Annotated in this window: 21 protein-coding genes; 13 read left to right on the forward strand and 8 right to left on the reverse strand. The window is 70.7% G+C overall.

Features of this window, described 5'->3' with window-relative positions:
• Window positions 1-166: 166 nt before the first annotated feature.
• From ACZ4O3_RS05785 to mce, 3 genes are all read right to left on the reverse strand, one after another.
• Window positions 167-1102, reverse strand: a complete 936-nt coding sequence (locus tag ACZ4O3_RS05785) for a coiled-coil domain-containing protein (protein WP_362729537.1) — start codon at window positions 1100-1102, stop codon at window positions 167-169.
• Window positions 1103-1297: 195 nt separating this feature from the next.
• Complete coding sequence (scy, locus tag ACZ4O3_RS05790) at window positions 1298-5146, reverse strand: polarized growth protein Scy (protein ID WP_467721284.1); 3849 nt, start codon at window positions 5144-5146, stop codon at window positions 1298-1300.
• 222 nt (window positions 5147-5368) lie between these two features.
• Complete coding sequence (mce, locus tag ACZ4O3_RS05795; RefSeq protein ID WP_362727496.1) at window positions 5369-5809, reverse strand: methylmalonyl-CoA epimerase; 441 nt, start codon at window positions 5807-5809, stop codon at window positions 5369-5371.
• A gap of 149 nt (window positions 5810-5958) precedes the next feature.
• Between mce and ACZ4O3_RS05800 the strand changes: the two genes are divergently transcribed.
• From ACZ4O3_RS05800 to ACZ4O3_RS05810, 3 genes are all read left to right on the forward strand, one after another.
• Window positions 5959-7164, forward strand: a complete 1206-nt coding sequence (locus tag ACZ4O3_RS05800) for an acetyl-CoA C-acetyltransferase (protein ID WP_362727501.1) — start codon at window positions 5959-5961, stop codon at window positions 7162-7164.
• A 48-nt stretch (window positions 7165-7212) separates the two neighbouring features.
• Window positions 7213-8175 (forward strand): methylmalonyl Co-A mutase-associated GTPase MeaB, encoded by a 963-nt coding sequence (meaB, locus tag ACZ4O3_RS05805; protein ID WP_362727504.1) that lies wholly within the window; start codon window positions 7213-7215, stop codon window positions 8173-8175.
• Between the two features lie 144 nt (window positions 8176-8319).
• On the forward strand, window positions 8320-9528 hold the full coding sequence (locus tag ACZ4O3_RS05810; protein WP_467721285.1) for an MFS transporter: 1209 nt from the start codon (window positions 8320-8322) through the stop codon (window positions 9526-9528).
• 57 nt (window positions 9529-9585) lie between these two features.
• Here ACZ4O3_RS05810 and ACZ4O3_RS05815 read toward each other — a convergent pair whose 3' ends face one another.
• The 4 genes from ACZ4O3_RS05815 to ACZ4O3_RS05830 all read right to left on the reverse strand — a co-directional run bounded on the left by ACZ4O3_RS05815 (window position 9586) and on the right by ACZ4O3_RS05830 (window position 12233).
• Window positions 9586-10062: a MarR family winged helix-turn-helix transcriptional regulator gene (locus ACZ4O3_RS05815; protein WP_362713771.1), complete on the reverse strand. Its 477-nt coding sequence runs from the start codon at window positions 10060-10062 to the stop codon at window positions 9586-9588.
• Window positions 10063-10154: 92 nt separating this feature from the next.
• The gene (locus tag ACZ4O3_RS05820; RefSeq protein ID WP_362713769.1) at window positions 10155-10952 is read right to left on the reverse strand and encodes an AIM24 family protein; all 798 of its coding nucleotides are present in this window, start codon (window positions 10950-10952) and stop codon (window positions 10155-10157) included.
• Window positions 10949-11599, reverse strand: coding sequence for an AIM24 family protein (locus ACZ4O3_RS05825; RefSeq protein ID WP_362713777.1), 651 nt, complete (start codon window positions 11597-11599; stop codon window positions 10949-10951). Before ACZ4O3_RS05825 ends, ACZ4O3_RS05820 begins: the two co-directional genes overlap by 4 nt.
• A 1-nt stretch (window position 11600) precedes the next feature.
• Window positions 11601-12233 (reverse strand): AIM24 family protein, encoded by a 633-nt coding sequence (locus ACZ4O3_RS05830; protein ID WP_362713775.1) that lies wholly within the window; start codon window positions 12231-12233, stop codon window positions 11601-11603.
• 219 nt (window positions 12234-12452) lie between these two features.
• Here ACZ4O3_RS05830 and ACZ4O3_RS05835 point away from each other — a divergent pair, with 219 nt between their 5' ends.
• From ACZ4O3_RS05835 to ACZ4O3_RS05860, 6 genes are all read left to right on the forward strand, one after another.
• Window positions 12453-12797, forward strand: coding sequence for a DUF3817 domain-containing protein (locus tag ACZ4O3_RS05835; RefSeq protein ID WP_467721286.1), 345 nt, complete (start codon window positions 12453-12455; stop codon window positions 12795-12797).
• Window positions 12794-13087, forward strand: coding sequence for an MTH1187 family thiamine-binding protein (locus ACZ4O3_RS05840; protein WP_384999653.1), 294 nt, complete (start codon window positions 12794-12796; stop codon window positions 13085-13087). Before ACZ4O3_RS05835 ends, ACZ4O3_RS05840 begins: the two co-directional genes overlap by 4 nt.
• A gap of 232 nt (window positions 13088-13319) precedes the next feature.
• Window positions 13320-13829, forward strand: a complete 510-nt coding sequence (locus ACZ4O3_RS05845; RefSeq protein ID WP_362713763.1) for a MarR family winged helix-turn-helix transcriptional regulator — start codon at window positions 13320-13322, stop codon at window positions 13827-13829.
• A gap of 60 nt (window positions 13830-13889) precedes the next feature.
• Window positions 13890-14228 carry a DUF3817 domain-containing protein gene (locus ACZ4O3_RS05850; RefSeq protein ID WP_362713761.1) on the forward strand — a complete coding sequence of 113 codons (339 nt, stop codon included), beginning with the start codon at window positions 13890-13892 and terminating at the stop codon, window positions 14226-14228.
• A gap of 75 nt (window positions 14229-14303) precedes the next feature.
• Window positions 14304-16004: an acyl-CoA mutase large subunit family protein gene (locus tag ACZ4O3_RS05855; protein ID WP_467721287.1), complete on the forward strand. Its 1701-nt coding sequence runs from the start codon at window positions 14304-14306 to the stop codon at window positions 16002-16004.
• 59 nt (window positions 16005-16063) lie between these two features.
• Entirely contained in the window at window positions 16064-16399 is a 336-nt protein-coding gene (locus tag ACZ4O3_RS05860; protein WP_467721288.1) for a hypothetical protein, read from the forward strand.
• Window positions 16400-16435: 36 nt separating this feature from the next.
• Here the strand turns inward: ACZ4O3_RS05860 and ACZ4O3_RS05865 are convergent, their stop codons facing one another.
• Window positions 16436-17068, reverse strand: coding sequence for a TetR/AcrR family transcriptional regulator (locus tag ACZ4O3_RS05865; RefSeq protein ID WP_362713755.1), 633 nt, complete (start codon window positions 17066-17068; stop codon window positions 16436-16438).
• A gap of 232 nt (window positions 17069-17300) precedes the next feature.
• Between ACZ4O3_RS05865 and ACZ4O3_RS05870 the strand changes: the two genes are divergently transcribed.
• The 4 genes from ACZ4O3_RS05870 to ACZ4O3_RS05885 all read left to right on the forward strand — a co-directional run bounded on the left by ACZ4O3_RS05870 (window position 17301) and on the right by ACZ4O3_RS05885 (window position 21649).
• Window positions 17301-18278 (forward strand): tetratricopeptide repeat protein, encoded by a 978-nt coding sequence (locus ACZ4O3_RS05870; protein ID WP_362713753.1) that lies wholly within the window; start codon window positions 17301-17303, stop codon window positions 18276-18278.
• 646 nt (window positions 18279-18924) lie between these two features.
• On the forward strand, window positions 18925-19572 hold the full coding sequence (locus tag ACZ4O3_RS05875) for a DUF6230 family protein (protein WP_362713751.1): 648 nt from the start codon (window positions 18925-18927) through the stop codon (window positions 19570-19572).
• Window positions 19573-19713: 141 nt separating this feature from the next.
• On the forward strand, window positions 19714-20292 hold the full coding sequence (locus ACZ4O3_RS05880) for a DUF6114 domain-containing protein (protein WP_467721290.1): 579 nt from the start codon (window positions 19714-19716) through the stop codon (window positions 20290-20292).
• On the forward strand, window positions 20282-21649 hold the full coding sequence (locus ACZ4O3_RS05885; protein WP_467721292.1) for a hypothetical protein: 1368 nt from the start codon (window positions 20282-20284) through the stop codon (window positions 21647-21649). Before ACZ4O3_RS05880 ends, ACZ4O3_RS05885 begins: the two co-directional genes overlap by 11 nt.
• Window positions 21650-21690: the final 41 nt, after the last annotated feature.

Genomic DNA, 21690 nt, shown 5'->3' on the forward strand with positions numbered 1-21690 from the left:
GCGGAGCCGCGGGGGCCGTTCGGGTAGTTCCCCGCCCCGTTCAGGGGCGCCGGGTGCACGCCCCTGAACGGGGCGGGGAACTGCGCGAGCCACCACGGTCCACCCGCAGCGGTACGACAAAGGCCCGTACCCCCGAAGGGGCACGGGCCATTGATGTCGCCAACGCCTAGCGGGACTGCTGGGCCGGGACCCCACGGGAGACGGGCTCGTCCTCCACGGGGCTGCTCGCCGCGGCGACCGCCGCGCCGGTCAGCGTGGCCAGCATCTCGCGGACGTTGGTCAGCTGAGCGTTGATGCTGTCGCGGCGGTTGGTCAGCGCGGCCAGCTCGCGCTCGGATTCCGAGCGGATCCGGTCGGCCTTGGCGTTCGCGTCCGCGACGATGTCCTCGGCCTGACGCTGAGCCGTCTCGACGGTCTGACGCGCCCGACGCTCCGCGTCCGTGCGCAGCTTCTCCGCCTCGAGGCGCAGCTGCTCCGCGCGGTGCTCGATCTCGGCGAGGCGCTTCTCGGCCTTCTGCTGACGCGAGGCCAGGTCGCGCTCGGACTGCTCGCGCCGCTTGGCGAGGTTCGTCTCGAAATCGGCGGCGGCCTGCGCGGCCTTCGCGCGGGTCTCCTCGAAGAGCGCGTCCGCTTCCTCACGCTTGGACTGCGCGTCCTTCTGGGCCTCGGAACGCAGCTGCGACGCGTCGCTCTTGGCCTTCTCGACGATCCGGACGCCCTCGTCCTCGGCCTTTGCCTTGCGCTCCGCAGCGAACGATTCCGCGTCGTTGCGAACCTGCTGGGCGGCCGACTCGGCGAGCTCACGGTGCTGCTCGGCCGCCCGGCGGGCCTCCTCGCGCAGGTCCTTGGCCTCTTCCTCGGCGAGGCGAAGGATCTTCTCGACCCGCGCGCCGAGGCCGGCGTACGACGGCTCCGCGTCGGTTACCTGGGCCTGGGCGTTCTGCGTTTCGAGGTGGAGCTCCTCGATGCGCTTTTCCAGAGCGGTGATGCGGGCGAGAGCGCTGTCACGGTCGGAGACGAGCTTGGAGATCCGTTCGTCCACCTGAGCGCGGTCGTACCCACGCCGCACAAGCTCGAAGCCGTAGGGGGAAGTGTCGCTCATGGGGTTCCTGTCGAGTGAGACCGGTGAGGTGATAGGTGGAATCCTAGGGGCCGAAGCGGTGTGTCATCGAGCGGATACGTGTTTGATCTGGAGAATGACACCCCTTTTGGGTGGCTAGCTGTGAGATCGCTTGCCAAAGGCTCTGTCAAAGATTCGGTCAAAAGCACCAGAGCATTACAGAACCGACACCGGACTCTATCCTTCTGACGACTTGCCACCCGATCGGGGGGCACCCACCGTGCTGCCCGCCTTGACTCCGCCGTCCTTGCCGGCCCCCGGGGTCTCGAAGGACTCCAATGCCTCCAGGACGTCCTGGACACGGGAGATCTCGCCGTTGATGTTCTCGCGGCGGCGCTCCAGGATCTCCAGCTCGCGCTTGCCGGCGTCGACCGTGGCCCGGGCTTCGCGGACCGCCTCGGCCTTGAGCTCCTCGGCCTCCCGGACCAGCGTGGCCTTCTTCAGCTCGGCCTCCTTGAGCAGCCCCTCGGCCTTCTTGACGGCGGCGATCCGGACCTTGCCCGCCTCGGAGTTCGCCTCCGACACCAGGTCCTTCGCCTTGGCCTGGGCCTTGGCGAGCTGCTCCTCGGCGGCCTTGATGAGCGCGTCACAGCGGTCGCCGGTGGACTTCATGGTCTCGGCGGCCTCGCGGCGGGCCCGCTCGTGCAGCTCCTCGATCTCGCTGGTGATGCGGTCGCGCAGCTCCTCCGCCCGCTCCCTTATGGCGGTGGCGTCCCGGCGGGCGCCGACAAGCAGCTCGTCCGCGTCCGTGCGGGCCTTCTCCACCAGCGAGTTGCCCTCGACCGTGGCCTCGGCCACCAGCCGGTCGGCCTCCTTGCGGGAGGCGCCCACCATGCTGTCGGCCTGCGCCTCGGCGTCCGCCGTGGTCTGGCGGGCCTGCTGCTGCGCCTCGGTGAGCAGCTTGTCGGCCTCGGCGGTCGTCTCGTTGATGAGGGTGTCGACCTGCTCGGCCACGTCCTGACGCCGCTTGTTGGCGTCCTTGCGGGCCTCGTCGAGCGTCCGCTCGGCCTCCTCGCGGGCGGAGTTGAGCAGCCGCTCGACCGCCGCCTCCGCGTCGGCCTTGAGCCGCTCGGCGTCGGCCCGGGTCCGCTCGGCGTGCAGCTGTGCGGAGCCGACCGTCTCGGCGGCCTCGGCGCGCAGCCGCTCCGCGTCCCCGGAGGCGTCCGCGATCAGCTTCTCCGCCTTGGCGATGGCGTCCGCGCGGACGCGGTCGGCCTCGGTGATGGTCTCGCTCTGCAGCCGCTCGGCCTCGTTGCGGGCCTCGGTGATGAGGGTGTCGGCCTGCGTCGCCGCGTCCGAACGCAGGCGGTTGGCGTCCTCCCGGGCCTCGGCGCGGGTGCGCGCCGCGTCCTGCTCGGCCTGCGCGGTGGCGTCGGAGGCCTCGGTGCGCACCCGCTGGGCGTGCGCAGCCGCCTCCGAACGCAGCCGCTCCGACTCCGCCACGGCGTCGGACACGGTCCGCTCGGCCAGCGCCGTCGCCGCCTCGGACGCCTCGGACGCCTCCCGGCGGATCCGGGTCGCGTCCTCGCTGGCCCGCTCCCGTTCGGCGTAGGCGTCCGCGCGGACCCGGTCCGACTCCTCCTCGGCCTCCCGGCGCGTGCGGTCCGCCGCGTGCTCGGCGGCCGACCGCAGTCCGGAGATCTCCTCCTGGGCCTGCTCGTGCAGCCCGGAGACCGAGTCCCGTACCTGCTGGGCGTGGAGCTCGGCGGCCGACACCATCTCGGTGGCCCGCCGGTCCGCGTCCTCGACCAGCCGTACGGCCTCGGCCTGCGCCTCCTCGACCCGGTTGCGGGCCTGGGCCAGCAGATCCTCGCTCTGCTCGCGGGCCCGCTCGCGCTCCTGGTCGGCCTCCTGGCGGGCGGAACCGAGCAGCTCCTCGGCCTCACGGCGGCGCCGGGTGGCCTCCTCCTGGGCGGCGGCCAGTGTCTCGGACGCCTCGGTGGACAGCCGCTCGGCCGCCGCCTGCGCCTCGGCGCGGACCCGGTCGGCGGTGTCCTGGGCCTCCTGCTTGAGCCGCTCCGCCTCGGCCGCGGCCTCGGACCGCAGCCGTACGGCGATGGACTCGCCCTCCGCGCGGGACGCGGACGCGTCGGCGGCGGCCTCGTCGCGCAGCCGCTGGGCCTCGGTCTCGGCCTGCTGCTGGAGCGTGCGGATGCGTTCGGTGGCCTCGGAACGCAGCCGCTCGGTCTCCTCGCCCGCCTCCCGGCGGATGCGGCCGGCCTCCTCACGGGCCTCGGTGAGCGACTGCTCGGCGCTCGCGAACCGCTCCTCGGCCTCGGTGTGCAGCCGGGTCAGTTCCTCGGCGGCCTCCGCGCGCCGGGCCTCCACGCCCCGCTCGGTCTCCTCGCGCAGTTCGCGCGCGGCCCGCTCGGCGTCCTCCTTGAGGGACTCGGACTGCTCCAGGACCTCGGTGCGGTGCCGGTCGGCCTCCTGGCGGGTGCGCTCCAGGGTCTCCTCGGCCTGCCGGCGCAGCGTCGTCGCCCGCTCGATGGCCTCGGTGCGGACCTTCTCGCTGTCCGTGGTGGCGGTCTGCCGCAGCTCGTCCGCGTCGGCCTTGGCCTTGGCGAGCAGTTCCTCGGCGGACCTGGCCGCCTCCTCGATCTGCTGCACGGCCTCGCGCCGGGCCTCGGCGCGGATCGACTCGCCCTCGGCGACCGCGTCGGAACGCAGCTGCTCGGCCTCGCCGCGCAGCCGGCGGGCCTCCTCCTGCAGCTCGACCGTCTTGGCGCGGTACTCCTTGGTGTCGTCCTTCGCCGTGCCCTTGAGCTGCTCGGCGATGTCGTGCGCCTCGGCGCGCAGCCGGTCCGCCTCGGTCTCCGCCTCGGTGCGGATCCGCTCGGCCTCCTCGGCGGCCGCCTTGGTGGTGTTCTTGGCCTCCTCGGCCGCCCGGTTCAGGACGTCCTCGGCGGTCTTGGCGGCCTTGGACAGCTGGGAGGCGCTCTCCTCGGCGGTCAGGGTGCGGGCCTTCTCGGAGGCCTCCGCGATGATCTTCTCGGCCTCGGCGCGGGCGTCCGCGACGACCTGCTCGGCGCTCGCCTTGGTGGCCTCGGCCTCCTTGGTGGCCTCGCTGACCAGCCGGGCGACCTGCTCCTTGGCCGTCTGGGTGCGCTGCTGGTTGGTGGCCTCGGCGCTGGAGAGGGCCTTGGTGGCGTTCGCCTCGGCCTCGGTGACCAGCTTCTCGGCCTCGGACTGCGCCTTGCGCAGTGCCTCCTCGGCCTCGGCCATCCGCTGCTCGGCGGCCCGGCTCAGCTCGCCGGCCTGCCGGCGGGCCGTGTCCGACTCCGTCGCGGTGGAGCTGCGCAGCTGCTCCGCGTGGTCGGTGGCCTCCTGGGCCTGCGTGGAGGCGGCGTTCAGCAGCCGCTCGGCGTCCCGGCGGGCGCGCAGCAGCAGTTGCTCGGCCTCGGCGCGAGCCGCCTCGGCGTCGCCGGCCACCCGCTGGCGGGCCTCGGTGGCGATCCGCTCGGCCTCGGCGCGGGCGGTGGCCATGGCCTGCTCGGCCTCGGCCCGTGACTCGTCGAGCAGCCGCCGGGCCTGGGACTCGGTCCGGGCCCGCAGCTGCTCGGCCCATGCCACGTTCTCGTTGACGTGCGACTCGACGGTCTGCCGGCGCTCGGCCAGCTCCTGGTCCAGCTGCTGGCGGCGGGTCACCGCCTCCTGGTGCAGCTCGGTCTGGAGCCGCGCGGCCTGCTCGGCGTGCTCCTGGAGGATGCGCTGGGTCTGCGCCCGCGCCTCCGCGGCCACCCGCTCCGCCTCCTGGCGGATCTGGTCGGCCTGTACCTGGGCGTTCCGCAGCAGCTGCTCGGCGTGGTACCCGATGTCACCGCCGTCGAACGCGGGCCGGGACATGATGGTGCGGCGCGCCTCGTGCAACTTGGCGCGCAGCACCTCGACCTGGTAGCCGAGGTCCTCGGCATGCTGGATCGCCTTTTCCCGCTCGGTCTTCAGCCGTTTCATCTCGGCCTCGAACCGAGAGAGGTGGTCGACGTCAGCCGCCGGCTCTCGCTCCTGGCTCTCGTAGCCCCGCACTGCGCGGTCCCATCCGTCCCCTGGTCGCAACCTTCTCCGAACGAGCTCCGTTCTTCCGCCGAACGGGGCCCCCGGGGAATGGTGTCAGATCAGCGGCGGAGCACGGGCTGCTGCCCCGACGCTCGTCCCCCGAAACCCGGACCCCGGCATGCGGCCGCCCCGGCCCTGCGAACGTACGAAGGGACGACCGCCCCCAACCCTACCGGCCCATATGTACGAGGGTCAGTGCTCAGGTGACTCAACAGCCGCCGAAGTGACCAGTTCTGTCAGTACACCGTGGCAATCCTTCGGGTGCAGGAAGGTGATCCGCGACCCCATGGAGCCGGTCCGTGGCTCCTCGTACAGAACGCGTACGCCCTTGGCACGGATGTCCGCGGCGTCACCGTCGACGTCGGCGGTACCGAAGGCGATGTGGTGCACCCCTTCGCCGTTCTTCGCCAGCCACTTGCCGACCGCCGAGTCCTCCCGGGTCGGTTCCAGAAGCTGCAGGTAGGAGGCGCCTCCGTCGGACGTCTCGTTGATCTTGAGCATGGCCTCCCGGACACCCTGCTCCTCGTTGACCTCGGTGTGGAACACCTCGAAGCCGTACGTCGCCCGGTAGAACTCGACGGTCGCGTCGAGGTCGTGGCAGGCGATCCCGATGTGGTCGATTCGCGTCAGCATGGATTCAGTGCAGCGCCACCGCGATGGTTACGCAACGTGCCAGCGATCACACTGACGGCCCGATGACGGCACGGAGTGCCACGCAATACATTCGAAGTAAACCCTCGTTCACTCCTCGGCAGTGCAGCCGGTAAGGGGATTCGCAGCTCATGACTTCTGGAACCGCTGGAACCACCTCAGTGATCGTCGCGGGTGCGCGCACGCCCATGGGGCGACTGCTGGGCTCGCTGAAGTCCTTCTCCGGGGCCGACCTGGGCGGCTTCGCGATCAAGGCCGCCCTCGACCGTGCCGGAATCGGCGGCGACCAGGTGCAGTACGTGATCATGGGGCAGGTGCTCCAGGCCGGCGCCGGCCAGATCCCGGCCCGCCAGGCCGCCGTGAAGGCCGGCATCCCGATGAGCGTCCCGGCGCTCACGATCAACAAGGTCTGCCTCTCCGGCCTCGACGCCATCGCCCTGGCCGATCAGCTGATCCGCGCCGGCGAGTTCGACATCGTGGTCGCGGGCGGCCAGGAGTCCATGACCAACGCCCCGCATCTGCTCCCCAAGTCCCGCGAGGGCTTCAAGTACGGATCGATCGAGATGCTCGACGCGATGGCGTACGACGGTCTGACCGACGCCTGGGAGAACATCCCGATGGGCGAGTCGACCGAGAAGCACAACACCCGTCTCGGCCTCGGGCGCGAGGAGCAGGACGCGGTGGCGGCCCTGTCCCACCAGCGGGCCGCGGCAGCGCAGAAGAACGGCGTCTTCGAGGCCGAGATCACCCCGGTCGAGATCCCGCAGCGCAAGGGCGAGCCGGTCGTCTTCAGCAAGGACGAGGGCATCCGCGGCGACACCACGGCCGAGTCGCTGGGCAGGCTGCGGCCCGCGTTCACCCGCGACGGCACGATCACGGCCGGCTCCTCCTCGCAGATCTCCGACGGCGCGGCGGCCGTGGTCGTGATGAGCAAGGCCAAGGCCGAGGAACTGGGCCTGGAGTGGCTGGCGGAGATCGGCGCCCACGGCAACGTGGCGGGCCCGGACAACTCCCTGCAGTCCCAGCCGTCCAACGCCATCCGGCACGCCCTGAAGAAGGAGGGCCTGGAGGTCGGCGACCTGGACCTCATCGAGATCAACGAGGCCTTCGCGGCCGTCGCCGTCCAGTCAATGAAGGACCTCGGGGTGTCCACCGAAACGGTGAACGTCAACGGCGGTGCCATCGCCCTGGGCCACCCCATCGGCATGTCCGGCGCCCGCCTGGTCCTGCACCTCGCGCTGGAGCTCAAGCGGCGCGGCGGCGGGGTCGGCGCGGCCGCCCTGTGCGGTGGCGGCGGCCAGGGCGACGCCCTGATCGTGCGGGTGCCGAAGGCCTGAGCAGGTTTCGCCGACCCGACGGAAGCGAACGGAGCGAACGGAGCTGTGATGCAGGACGTCTCCTCACTGGTGGCCCAGGCCAGGGAGGGCCGGCCGCGTGCGGTGGCCCGGCTGATCTCACTGGTGGAGGGGGCGTCCCCGCAGCTCAGGGAGGTCATGGCGGCGCTCGCGCCACTGACGGGCAACGCCTATGTCGTCGGCCTGACGGGCTCTCCGGGGGTCGGCAAGTCGACCTCCACCTCGGCCCTGGTGACCGCCTATCGCAAACAGGGCAAACGCGTCGGCGTACTCGCCGTCGACCCGTCCTCCCCCTTCTCCGGAGGCGCCCTGCTCGGGGACCGCGTCCGGATGTCCGACCACGCTTCGGACCCCGGCGTCTACATCCGCTCCATGGCCACGCGAGGCCACCTCGGCGGCCTCGCGTGGGCGGCCCCGCAGGCCATCCGCGTCCTGGACGCGGCCGGCTGCGACGTGGTCATCGTCGAGACGGTGGGCGTGGGCCAGTCGGAGGTGGAGATCGCCTCCCAGGCGGACACGTCCGTCGTCCTGCTGGCCCCGGGAATGGGCGACGGCATCCAGGCGGCCAAGGCCGGAATCCTGGAGATCGGCGACGTGTACGTGGTCAACAAGGCCGACCGGGACGGCGCGGACGCCACCGCCCGCGAACTGAACCACATGCTCGGGCTCGGCGAGTCCCGGGGCCCCGGCGACTGGCGCCCCCCGATCGTCAAGACGGTCGCCGCCCGCGCCGAGGGCATCGACGAGCTGGTGGAAGCCCTGGAGAAGCACCGCGCCTGGATGGAGGAGCGGGGCGTCCTGGCCGAGCGCCGGCTGGCCCGCGCAGCCCGCGAGGTCGAGACCATCGCCGTGACGGCGCTGCGCGCACGCATCGGCGATCTCCACGGAGACCGCCAGATCGGCGCGCTCGCCGAACGTATCGTCACCGGCGAACTCGACCCGTACCGCGCGGCGGACGAACTGGTGGCGGGGCTGACGGAGAACCGATCGTGACCGGCGGACGGCCCCGGCTGCTATTTTGACCCGCATGTTCCTCTCCATGGCGTAAGCGGGCACCCGCGCCACCGGCACCCCGATGTCCCGTGCCGTGGCGCGCACAGGTGTTCCCCCTTCCGCCTCCGCCCGAGGAACCGCCCCATGTCCGCGCTGACTTCATCGCGCCCCGCACCTGCCCGGCGACCGTCGTACGCCGCCGTCCTGCGCGTCCCGCACGCGCGCCGCACCTTCCTCGCCGCCCTCGCGGCCCGCCTCGCCTACGGCACCGTCTCCCTGTCCGTCCTGCTGTCCGTGACCCGCGCCACCGGTTCCTACGCCGTGACGGGGGTGGTGATGGCCCTCTTCGGCGGCGCCGCGGTCGTCCTGCTGCCGGTCCGGGCGACCTTGGTCGACCGGTACGGCCCCCGGCGGGCCCTGCCTCCCATGGCGGCCGCCTACAGCGGCGTGCTCTGTCTGCTCGCCGCCCTGACGTGGCGTCCGGGCGCTCCCGCGGCGGCGCTCGCCGTCACCGCCGCCCTCTCCGGCTGCCTGGCGCCACCGCTCGGCCCCACCATGCGGGCGGTGTGGGGCCGCCTGGTCGACGAGCCGGCGCTGCTCCGGCGGGCCTACAGCCTGGACGGGGTCGCCGAGGAGCTGCTGTTCGTGTCCGGACCGGCGCTGGTCGGCCTGCTGCTGCGGTTCGGTCCGCCGCCGGCCGGGCTGCTGCTGAGCGCGGTGCTCATGCTGGCCGGTACCTGCGCGTTCGTGACGTCACCGGCGGTGCGGGGCGTGACCGCCTCGAAGCGTACGGCCGGCGCGGCGCCCGGGCGTTTTCCGGCGGCCCCGGTGGTCGCGGCCGCCGGGCTGGGGCTCGCCCTGAGCGGTGCCGACCTGCTGGTGATGGCCTTCGCCGAGCAGCGGCCGAACGGCACCGAGGCCGTCCCCTGGGTGCTGGCGGCGCTCTCGGTGGGCAGCGCGGTGGGCGGCCTGCTGAACGGGGCGGTGGACTGGCGCCTCCCGGCCGCCGCCCGGCTGGTACGGCTGACGGTGGGCATGGGGTCGGCGCTGGCTGTCGCCGGGCTGGCTCCCGGGGTCTGGACCCTGGGGCTGGCCATGACGGCCACCGGCGTGTTCGTGGCGCCGACCCTGACCACGGCCTACCTGCTCGCCGACGAGACGGCGGGCGAGTCGGCACGGACCCGGGCCGGGGCGTGGGTGAACGCCGCCGTGAACGCCGGAAGTTCGGTGGGTTCGGTGGCCGCGGGGCTGGCGCTCGGGCGCCTGCCGGTGGGACCCTGCTTCGCCCTGGCGGCAGCCGCGGCCCTGTGTTCCGCCACCGCCGTGTGGGCGGTGACCCGGCTGCGTCCCTGACGCGGGCGGCGGACGAGACCTGAACCCTCGTCCGCCGCCGTCAGGTGCCGTTCGCCGTCATGGGCGCCCGCGTTGTCCCCGCAGGTGTTCGGCGATCGGCCTGAGGCCCTTGTCGAGCTCTATGAGCGCCTCCGGTGACAGCAGGTCGATGAAGTGCCGGCGCACGGAGGCCACATGATGGGGCGACACCTTCTTCATCGTCTCCATGCCGTGTTCGGTGAGGACGGCGAACAGTCCGCGGCGGTCGGACTCGCAGTTCTCCCGGCGTACCAGGTTCGCGTTCTCCATACGGGTGATCTGGTGGGAGAGCCGGCTCTTGGACTGGAGCGTCGCCGCGGCGAGGTCGCTCATCCGCAGCCGGTAGTCCTCGGATTCGGACAGATTCACCAGGATCTCGTAGTCGTTCATTGTCAGGCCGAACGGCTGCAGATCCTTTTCGAGCTGGTACGTCAACAGCCTGTTGACCTCCAGGTGGGTGCGCCAGGCGCACTGCTCCGCATCGGTCAGCCAGCGCGTGGCCGTCTCGGTCTCCATGTATGAAGTCTACCTAAAATGTTGAAAGGCGAACTAGTGAGGGTGGTGTGACTGTGCGCACGCGTTCGATGTCACACTCCGCAGACTACCGCTCACAGCCCGAAGCGACGTTGCAGGTCTCCCAGCTGTCCGGGAAGGCGCGGTGCGCCCGATTGCTGTGAATGACCTGTGAAAGGCCCGCTCGCGCCGGGTACCCCGGGCTCGTGTGGAACCGCTCCCGTCGCCTGCTCCGCCATCAGGGTCTCGGTGGACTGGAGCAGGACCGTGCCGGCCCCCACGAACTCGAACTGGTGCTCCTCCCCGGAGGCCCCGCCGAGGCCTGTCATCGCACGTAGACCGCCCATGACCCCGGTCATGTACCCGTGGTCGTAGTGGTGGCACGGGGAGGGGCAGTCGGCCCACCCCACGAGCGCCTGCGGGTCCACCCGGATCGGGGGTTCCATGAACACCACCGGACCGTTGGACGCGGCCACAAACTTTCCGGTTCCGATAAGGGTCAGAAAACCCGGCACGATCGACTGTTTGAGCGCGAGACTTGGCTGAAAAGCGAGCAGGTTGCCAGAGCGAATGGTCAGGTTGCCCTCGTCCAGATCGTACGAATTGACGTCGAAGGCCCGGTCGGCGAGGAGCATCTTGCCCGAGCCCTCCGCCACCACCCAGTCGCTCGCGTGCAGAGGCGAATGGAAAGAAGTGCGGACCAGACGGTCCAGACGGCCGTGTCCGACGCCGTTGAAGTCGATCGACCCGTAGTAGGCGATCATCTTCCCCTTCTGCAGGAACCACTGGCCGCTCTTGAGCTCCACGCAGAAGGTGTACTTGTTGACGTTGTCGTCGACAGGGAGGGTCATGGGGTCGTGGACCACCGGCCCGGCGGCACCGTATGCGCTCACAGCTTCTCCTCCGACGCCTGGACGTACACCGTGCCGTTTCCACTGAGCTCCAGCTGGAACGCCTCGCCGGAGCCGCGGCCCACCATGTCCCGCCAGCCGAGCGCGGTCGACAGCTTGTTGCGGACGTCACCGTGGTGGGCGACGTAGGCCTGCGGGTCGACGTGGACCGGGCGCTGCGGGGTGATCGGGACCTCGAAGACCCCGCCGTGGGCCATCACGGCGACCGCGCCGTGGCCCTTGAGGGTGGTCGTGAACAGGCCCTGGCCGGTGACCTGGCCGCGCACCATGCCCATCACGCCGCCCTGGGCGCCCATGAACATCGTGCCCTGCTGCAGCGTGCCCTCGAAGGCGAGCAGCCGGTCCGCCTCGACGTACAGGGTGTCGCCGGTGAGGGTGATGACCTGGACGTGATGGCCGCCGTGCCCGAAGAAGACCGTGCCGCTGCCCTCGACGGTCATGAGCGGGGTGGCCTCGCCCGCGACCCGGCGGCCGATCATGGACATCAGGCCGCCCTGACCGCCCTGGACGTTGGGGGTGAAGGACACCTCGCCCTTGTAGGCGAGCATCGCGCCACGCTGGCTGTAGAGCCGCTGTCCGGGCATGACGGTCGCCTCGACCATCTTGGAGTTCACCTCGCGCAGGGCCATCTCACACATCCCCCGCGATCGTGTTCCGCTCGCTCGGCTGCACGTACACCAAGCCGTCCCCCTCGAACCGGATCTGGAAGGCCTCGCCGCCGCCCTCTCCGAGGAAGGTGCGGAATGTCACACCTGACTGGAAGGACTGGCGGAGGTTGCCCTGGTGGGCGATGTAGGCGCCCGGGTCCACGGTCAGCGGGTACTGCGCGCTCACCCGGAGCACCACCGCCGGGCCGTCCGACATGATCGCCGCCTGGCCGTGGCCCTCGACCGTGGTCGTGAACAGGCCGTTGCCCTGGGAGGCGCCGCGCAGGCCCGTGAAGGTCGTGCCGGTGCGCAGGCCGGCGTCGGTCGCGAGCAGGTTGCTCGACTCGACGTACAGCCTGTCGCCCTGGAGGCCGACCAGGTTGATCTCGGACGCCCGGTCCGCGAACCAGCACGTCCCGTGCCCCTTCACCTCCATCACCGTCATCTGCTCGCCGGTGAGCCGCCGGGTCACCATCCCCCGGAGCCCCTCACCGCCGCCGCTCAGTTTCTTGAACGCCATCTGCCCGTCGTACGCGACCATCGAGCCGTTTTTCGCCTTCACGGCGTCCCCGGTCATCTCGACGGCGAGCACCTTGCTGCCTTGGAGTCGGAACATCGCCACGCTGCGAAGGTAGCCGCAGCCCGACGACACCGACAGGTCCCACGGGTGGACGTCCTCCCGGATCCGTCCCCCGGGGTACCGGTGGGACCCGTGCGGAGACCGGGGCCGGTCCTCCACCCCCGCGCGGGGGCCGCGAGGCTTCTTTGCCACAATGGGCGGACGTTTGTGCTCGCGTTCACAAAGAGTGGACGTCTCTCCCACCGAAGGTGACTCGTGGACATCAAGACCGCCACCGCCCTCCGCCGCCTGCGCCTGGTCTCCGCCCCGGAGGCCGTCTCCTTCCTGATCCTCCTCGTCTGCTCGGTGCTGAAGCGGACCACGGACTTCAACGCGGTTCCCGTGATGGGCGCGATCCACGGTGTCCTGTTCATCCTGTACGTGATCTTCTGGGCCGACGCCTGGAACCGCACCAAGTGGTCCCCGGGCACCGCCGCCTTCTACTTCGTCCTCTCCGTCCTGCCGACCGGTGGCTTCTTCGCCGAGCGCAAGCTCAAGCGCGCCGCCGAGGACGAGCTCATCGCCGCCCGCGCCCGCAAGGAAGGGGTCGTGAACGCATGATCGTCGCCTTCTCCGTGACGCCGCTGGGCGTCGGCGAGGACGTCGGGGAGTACGTCGCCGACGCCGTCCGGGTGGTCCGCGAGTCCGGGCTGCCCCATCGCACCGACGCCATGTTCACCTCGATCGAGGGCGAGTGGGATCAGGTGATGGACGTGGTCAGGCGCGCCGTCGCCGCCGTCGAGGAGCGTGTCCCGCGCGTCTCCCTGGTCCTGAAGGCGGACATCCGTCCCGGTGTCACCGACGGCCTCACCAGCAAGGTCGAGACGGTCGAGCGGTATCTCGCCCCGTAGCCGGCGGCGAGCAGGTGAACCCCGGCCCTTCCCTGGGCCGGGGTTTTCTTCTCCCGCCGGATTGAGCGCTCGGCGGGGCCGCCCGGCGGATGCCGCCGCCGGTGCCGTAGCGGCCGCCGTACGCTGCCGTTCCAGGCGCGCCGGGCCCGAGGTGTCGGCGGCGGCGGGGGCCGGGTGACCGAAAGCCGAGACAGGGCTGACCGGTATATGACCGGCCGGTAGGGTCGGTGGCGTGCCGAAGCCTCTCAGTCTTCCCTTCGACCCCATCGCCCGTGCCGACGACCTCTGGAAGCAGCGCTGGGGGAACGTCCCGTCGATGGCCGCGATCACCTCGATCATGCGGGCCCAGCAGATCCTGCTGGCCGAGGTCGACGCGGTGGTCAAGCCGTACGAGCTGACGTTCGCGCGCTACGAGGCGCTGGTGCTGCTCACCTTCTCCAAGGCCGGTGAACTGCCGATGTCGAAGATCGGTGAGCGTCTGATGGTGCACCCGACCTCCGTGACGAACACGGTGGACCGGCTGGTGCGGTCCGGTCTGGTCGCCAAGCGGCCCAACCCCAACGACGGGCGCGGCACGCTCGCCACGATCACCGAGAAGGGCCGCGAGGTGGTCGAGGCGGCCACCCGGGACCTGATGGCGATGGACTTCGGGCTCGGGGCGTACGACTCCGAGGAGTGCGCGGAGATCTTCGCGATGCTGCGTCCGCTGCGGGTCTCGGCGCACGACTTCGACGAGGACTGACCTTCGGCGCGGAGCGACCCGGGGCAAGATCTCCCGGAACGGGTGGTTACGCTCGTCCCCATGAAAAAGAGCGTGCTGACCCGCTACCGCGTCCTGGCCTATGTCACCGGTGTGCTGCTGGTGCTGCTGTGCCTGAGCATGATCGCCAAGTACGGGCTGGACATCGACGGTGCGGCCGACGTCACGCGGGTCGTCGCCATCGCGCACGGCTGGCTCTACGTCGTCTACCTGGTCTTCGCCTTCGACCTGGGCTCCAAGGCGAAGTGGCCGGTCGGCAAGCAGCTGTGGGTGCTGCTCGCGGGCACCATTCCGACCGCGGCGTTCTTCGTGGAGCGCAAGGTCACCCGTGAGCTCGACGCCAAGGTCACCGAGGGCACCCCGGTCGTGGCCAAAGCCTGATCCCACCGCCGTACGGACCACCGTGCGGCGGTTCGCCATCGACATTTACTAGGACGTCCTAGTAAATTCGATGGTATGGACGCTGACGCCATCACGGAGGGCCGCCTGCGCTGGCAGGCCCGTTACGACACGGCCCGCAAGCGGGACGCGGACTTCACGACGCTCTCCGGGGACCCGGTGGAGCCGGTCTACGGGCCGCGACCCGGTGACACGTACGAGGGATTCGAGCGGATCGGCTGGCCCGGAGAGTACCCCTTCACGCGCGGCCTGTACCCGACCGGCTACCGCGGGCGCACCTGGACCATCCGCCAGTTCGCCGGGTTCGGCAACGCCGAGCAGACCAACGAGCGGTACAAGATGATCCTCGCCAACGGCGGCGGGGGTCTGTCGGTGGCCTTCGACATGCCGACCCTGATGGGCCGCGACTCCGACGACCGGCGCTCGCTCGGCGAGGTCGGGCACTGCGGCGTGGCCATCGACTCCGCCGCCGACATGGAGGTCCTGTTCAAGGGCATCCCGCTGGGCGACGTCACGACGTCGATGACGATCAGCGGTCCGGCGGTCCCGGTCTTCTGCATGTACCTCGTCGCCGCCGAACGGCAGGGCGTCGACCCGGCGGTCCTCAACGGCACGCTCCAGACCGACATCTTCAAGGAGTACATCGCCCAGAAGGAGTGGCTGTTCCAGCCCGAGCCCCATCTGCGCCTCATCGGCGACCTGATGGAGTACTGCGCGGCCGGCATCCCCGCGTACAAGCCGCTGTCCGTCTCCGGCTACCACATCCGCGAGGCCGGCGCGACGGCCGCGCAGGAACTCGCGTACACGCTCGCGGACGGCTTCGGCTACGTGGAGCTGGGGCTCAGCCGCGGCCTGGACGTCGACGTCTTCGCGCCCGGACTCTCCTTCTTCTTCGACGCGCACGTCGACTTCTTCGAGGAGATCGCCAAGTTCCGCGCGGCCCGCCGGATCTGGGCCCGCTGGATGCGGGAGGTGTACGGGTCCCGGTCGGAGAAGTCGCAGTGGCTGCGCTTCCACACCCAGACCGCGGGCGTCTCGCTGACCGCCCAGCAGCCGTACAACAACGTCGTGCGCACGGCTGTGGAGGCGCTCGCGGCGGTGCTCGGCGGGACCAACTCGCTGCACACCAACGCGCTCGACGAGACCCTCGCGCTGCCGAGCGAGCAGGCCGCCGAGATCGCGCTGCGCACCCAGCAGGTGCTCATGGAGGAGACCGGGGTCGCCAACGTGGCGGACCCGCTGGGCGGTTCCTGGTACGTCGAGCAGCTGACCGACCGGATCGAGGCCGACGCCGAGAAGATCTTCGACCAGATCAAGGAGCGCGGGCTGCGCGCCCGTCCGGACGGGCGGCACCCGATCGGCCCGGTCACCTCCGGGATCCTGCGGGGCATCGAGGACGGCTGGTTCACCGGGGAGATCGCCGAGTCCGCCTTCCAGTACCAGCGGTCGCTGGAGAAGGGCGACAAGCGGGTCGTCGGCGTCAACGTGCACACCGGGTCCGTCACCGGCGACCTGGAGATCCTGCGGGTCTCGCACGAGGTGGAGCGGGAGCAGGTACGAGTCCTGGGCGAGCGCAGGACCGCCCGCGACGAGGGCGCGGTGCGTGCCGCGCTCGACGCGATGCTCGGCGCCGCCCGCGCCGGGACCAACATGATCGAGCCGATGCTCGACGCGGTACGCGCCGAGGCGACCCTGGGCGAGATCTGCGGGGTGCTGCGGGACGAGTGGGGGGTGTACACGGAGCCGGCGGGGTTCTGACCGGCCGGGGACGGGGGAGGGCCCGAGGCGGCCCTCGACACCCGCTGACGGTGACCGTGATGAGCTGCGTCCTCACGGTCACCGCGACCGACGAGGAGGTCCGGGAACCCGCGCCCGTCCGCCGGCCGGCTCTTCACGGGCGGCGTCGACGCGCCCGGTTCGCGGATCCTCGCAGGGCCCAGTGGACCCCCACGACGTCTGCGGCGGCCGGGCACCAGAAGGTGATCAAAATGATGGACGGCCCGCCGCCCGTGATGGTCGTGCCGGCCGACAGCGCCCCCGTCACCGCGAACACGCCGACGGAACGCGCCTGGCCGGACTGGGCCCGCGACGAGGAACGCGGCCCGCGAGGGCATGTCGCGGAGATGGGTGACGGCACCGCCGCCGTCCGCTGAAAGTGCCCGGTGCCGACGTCGCGGTGGGGCCCGCGGTCAGGTCCTGGCGTCGTCCGCCGCGCCCGCCAGGCCCAGCAGCAGGATCCTCGTGAGGCCGCGCACCCATTCCTCGTCCGCCGGTTTGCCGCTCACCAGGGCGCGGTGCACCACCGAGCCGGCCACCAGGTCGAAGATGAGGTCCGCCGTGCGGTCCGCCTCGCACGGGTCGGGCTGCGCGGGGAGTTCGCCGCGCCGCTGGGCGCGCTCCCGGCCCTCCAGGACCAGCCGCTTCTGGCGGTCCACGATGGAGGCGCGGATACGTTCCCGCAGCGCGTCGTCCCGGGTCGACTCGGCCACCGCCGCCATCAGCCCGCTCTTCGCCTCCGGGCGGTCCAGGATCGCGGCGAACTGCAGCACCACGCCCTCGATGTCGTCGGCGAGGCTGCCCCGGTCGGGGAGTTCGAGTTCGTCGAACAGCTCCGCGACCGCGTCGACGACGAGTTCGTTCTTGCCGGCCCAGCGGCGGTAGAGGGTGGTTTTCGCAACCCCGGCCCGCGTCGCCACGTCTCCCAGGGTGAGCTTGGACCAGCCCAGTTCCACCAGCGCCTGCCGGGTCGCCGCCAGGATCGCGGCGTCCGCCTCGGCGCTGCGGGGGCGGCCGGTACGGGCGGCTGGGGTGCGGCTCTGCATCCCACGACCATAACCGGCGGTTCATGTGACGTCGTGAGGGAGATCACCGGGAAGGGGTGTCGCGCGGGGTCGGCATGGCATTACGCTACGACTCGTAGCGAAAGCTCGTGGGTGACCGCACGGGCGACGACCACGGCGCCGGGTGGGGACCCGGCGCCCGCTTCAGACGTTTGTTCGGCCTGGCTTTCACAACGTTTTTCACACACGCGCGGGAACGGGGGAGGATAGGCGCATGCAGCCACGGAACATGTCCATGAGCGGCGTCGTCGACCTCGCCGCGGTGAAGGCGGCCCAGGAGGCCAAGGCCAAGGCCGAGCAGACGCGCGCCGAAGCGGCCCGGCAGGGTGGAGCCGGCGCCGTCGCCCCGGCCGACCTGGTCATCGACGTCGACGAAGCCGGCTTCGAGCGCGATGTCCTGCAGCGGTCCGCCGAAGTCCCCGTCGTCATCGACTTCTGGGCCGAGTGGTGTCAGCCCTGCAAGCAGCTGAGCCCGGTCCTGGAGCGGCTCGCCGTCGAGTACAACGGCCGCATCCTGCTGGCCAAGATCGACGTCGACGCCAACCAGATGCTGATGCAGCAGTTCGGGGTCCAGGGGATCCCGGCGGTGTTCGCGGTGGTCGCCGGGCAGGCGCTGCCGCTCTTCCAGGGCGCCGCCGGTGAGGACCAGGTCCGCGGCACCCTCGACCAGCTGATCCAGGTCGCCGAGGAGCGGTTCGGGCTGACCGGCCTGACCGTCGACCCCGACGCGCAGCCGGGCGCCGCCCCGGCGGCCGGGCCCGCGACGTCCGCCGGTCCGTACGACGCGCTTCTCGAAGCCGCCGTACAGGCGCTGGACGCGGGTGACCTCGGCGGTGCGATCCAGGCGTACCGGAACGTACTGAGCGACGACCCCGCCAACAGCGAGGCCAAACTGGGGCTTGCGCAGGCCGAGCTGCTCCAGCGCGTGCAGGGGATGGACCCGCAGCAGGTGCGCAGGAACGCGGCCGAGAAGCCGGCCGACGCCGAGGCGCAGATCGCGGGCGCCGACCTGGACCTGGCGGGCGGCCACGTCGAGGACGCCTTCGGGCGATTGATCGAGACGGTACGGCGGACGGCCGGAGACGACCGGGACGCCGTACGGCGGCGGCTCCTCGAACTCTTCGAGGTCGTCGGCACCGATGACCCCCGGGTGGTGGACGCACGCCGGGCACTGGCACGGGCGCTGTTCTGAAGCACGGTCTGAACACGGTTCTGACCAGTCGCTAAACGTCACGTCCTGTGATGCCGAAGTGAAAGATTCGCCGACGCGAGGTCACAGCGGCCGCTCTTTACCAAATCTTGGTAATAGTGGCCGCTGTTACTCGCAGTAAATCAGGGGCCTTGATCTGTCTGGTTTCGTCCAGAGGTCAACTGCTTTGTTCTGCCCTCGAATGCCACCCAGCGTCGCACTCCGAGACCGGTGGGCCGTTCATCGGTTATCCGGCCGTTACTACCCAGTAACGAAGCCCCTTGTGCGGGCGGCGAGAATGCACCACGATCGGCGACGCTCGGTCCATTGCCGTACCCCGACAACCAGTCGGGCCCGCGGGCTCATCTGGGTCCCCACCGAGCAGAGTCGGCGGCAGTGACGCCGGCTCTTGGGCAGGGGGGTCTTCGCCGCGAGGTGGAGCCTGTCCAGCAAGGTTGTGCGTGATGCGTGTCAGGCGCGACCAGTGGTTGTCGCTCGGGGGTGATCGCCGGTGATCGAGGTGCGGTTCGCGCCTGTGAACGCGGGCGCTCCCCTTCCGAGGACGTAGCACTTCTCCCATCCCTGCCCGGCCGAGCCGCCGTTGGGGGCGATTCCGGGCCAGGAGATGTACGTCCGAGAAGGAGGAAATATGGAGTCCCAGGTGCGTGGCGGGACCAGATGGAAGCGGTTCGCTGTGGTCATGGTGCCCAGCGTCGCCGCCACGGCGTGTATAGGTGTCGCCCTCGCGCAGGGTGCTCTCGCCGCGTCGTTCAGCGTGTCGGGCCAGCAGTTCAAGGTCACGGCCGACCAGCTCGAAGGTGACGGGTTCGTCCAGTACGGCGCCGTCGACTCGGGTGTCACCCTCGCCGGTGACAAGACGATCCACCCGGTGGCGGTCTCGGCGTTCAAGAGCGCGGAGATCACCAACCTGTGCCAGTCCGTGGTCACGCCGAACGTCCCGATCTTCGGGAACGTCAGCCTGATCCTGCACGCGGGCACCGACGCGAAGAAGCCGGTCGAGGCCAGCAAGCTCTACATCGACCTCGACGACCTGAGCGCCGACGCGACGTTCACCAACATCAACATCGGTGTCGCGGCCGGCAGCTCGACCAAGGGTCCCGGCATCAAGTCGGACGAGGTCGCCAACAAGCAGACGAACCCGAACGGGTTCGCGCAGGAGGCCGACCACGCCTCCCTGTCCGGCGTGAAGCAGACGGCGTGGGCCACCACCGCCGGAACCTTCAAGCTGAGCGGTCTGCACATGTCGATCTCGACGAAGGGTGCGGAGTGCTACTAAGCACTCCGTGACGGGCGGGGGCGCCGACGGCACCCCCGCCCTCCACCTTCTTCCCGCGGTCTTCACGCGCGGTGCACATCACGGCACCGCCCAACCACAGCATCTACACCACAGCAACGCCGCACCAGGGAGCTGTTTTCCATGAGCGCCGAGACTCCTGCCGCACCCGGCCAGTTCGACCGCCGGAGGCTGCAGTTCCGCTCCTGGCGGGGCACGCGGCCGTTCTGGGCCGGTCTGTACATCCTGCTCGCCGGTTTCCCGATCATGTACTTCCCGTACGCGCATCTCCAGATCGGCAACCTCACGGTCGCGATGGCCACCACAGCGGGTGCCGGGTCCCTGATCATCGGCGTGCTGCTCGTCGTCCTCGGCATCAGCGTCTGGTTCCAGAAGCACATCCGCACGTTCGCGGGTGTCGCCGCGATCCTGCTGGCGCTGGTGTCCCTCCCCGTGTCCAACTTCGGCGGCTTCATCATGGGCTTCCTGTTCGCCCTGATCGGTGGAGCGATGGCCGTGGCCTGGGCACCGGGTGCCCCGCCGCAGCCGGAGGTCGCCTGGGCACCGGGCACGCCGCAGCCGGAGGGCGATGTTCCGCCGGCCGGGGACCACACCCCCGGCGCGGACACCCGCTTCACGGGCCAGGACGCCGTGGGCAAGGCGAATGACCTGTCAGGAACGAGCCCGCTGGACGGGGCGAACGGGAGGCACAGTGCCGGCTGACGAGGTGATCCACGGGACTGATGTGGACGCGTCCCGTGTGAGAACCGGGCCGCGCCACGCGGCACCCAAGAAGCCGCTGTTCACCAGGTTCCACATGCCGGCCGGCAAGGCGATAGCCTCCGTGGCGATGCCGACGGCCGTGATCATGGGCATGGGGTTCACGTCCACGCTCGCGATCGCCGACACGAACAACACGGCCTCCGCGTCGAACAGCCAGAAGGCCGACGAGTACAAGGACTGCGTCTCCGCCCTGGACTCGGCCTCGCCCTCCGCGAGCGCGAGCGACGACTCCAAAGACAAGGACTCGGCCACGCCGTCCCCCTCGGCGTCCTCCGGCGCCAAGGACCCGGCGTCCTCGGGCACGGGCAAGGACTCGGGCAAGGACGCGGCGTCGGATTCAGGTTCCGACGACGCGAAGACCCCGACCCCGACCCCGACCAAGTCGTCCTCGTCCTCGGACGGCTCGGGTTCGTCCGGCTCCGACGGCACGGCCACGCCTTCGCCGTCCGCCTCCGCGAGCAGCGGCAACGGCGGCGGCCTGCTGGACTCCATCGGGGGTGCCATCACCGGCATCCTCGGCGGTACCTCGACGGGTTCGTCCGCGTCGGACTCCACCGCGAGCCCGACGCCGTCCGCCTCCGCGTCGACCTCGTCCTCCTCGGACAAGTCGTCGGGCACGGACAAGGGCGACAGCGCCTCCGGCACCGTCAAGGACACGGTCACCAAGGCCGCCAAGACGGTCACGGACACCGTGAAGGACACCACGGACACGGTGACCAAGGAGGCGGGCGAGGTCACCGGCGACGTCACCAAGGCGGCCGGCGACGCCACCGCCACGCCGAGCCCGTCCGCGAGCGCCGGCACGTCGGCCGACGACTGCGACGTCGCCACCGACGACGTGGGCGGTGTCGACAACAAGGTCGCGGTGGCGGACGACCCCTGGTACCTCAGTGCCAGCTCGCTGCTGCTGAAGAGCGCCGACTACCAGGGTGTCGTGGAGGTGAAGACGGCCGGCGGCAAGACGAAGAAGGTGCTGAAGTACGTCATCTCCGGCGGCACCGACATCGGCGACCTGCACCAGACGGTCAAGGACGCGAACATCGGCAAGACCTACCACGTGCAGGCCGCGGCCGGTTCGAAGTCCACCATCACCGGCGGCGACACCACGATGTACACGGAGTCGATCTCGGGCAACCTGTTCGGTCTGATCCCGATCACGTTCGACCCGGACAACCCGCCGCCGCTGAACATCCCGCTGATCTACTTCACCAACGTGAAGGTCGTCCAGGCGGCCCAGTTCGGCGGCACCCTGCACGTCCCCGGTATGCACGTCTACACCACCGACGGCACCGGCTGAGCGCCACCCACCAACCCGTTCGGGAGCCGCAAGGAGACTGT

Source organism: Streptomyces sp. NPDC026515, from assembly GCF_055567595.1.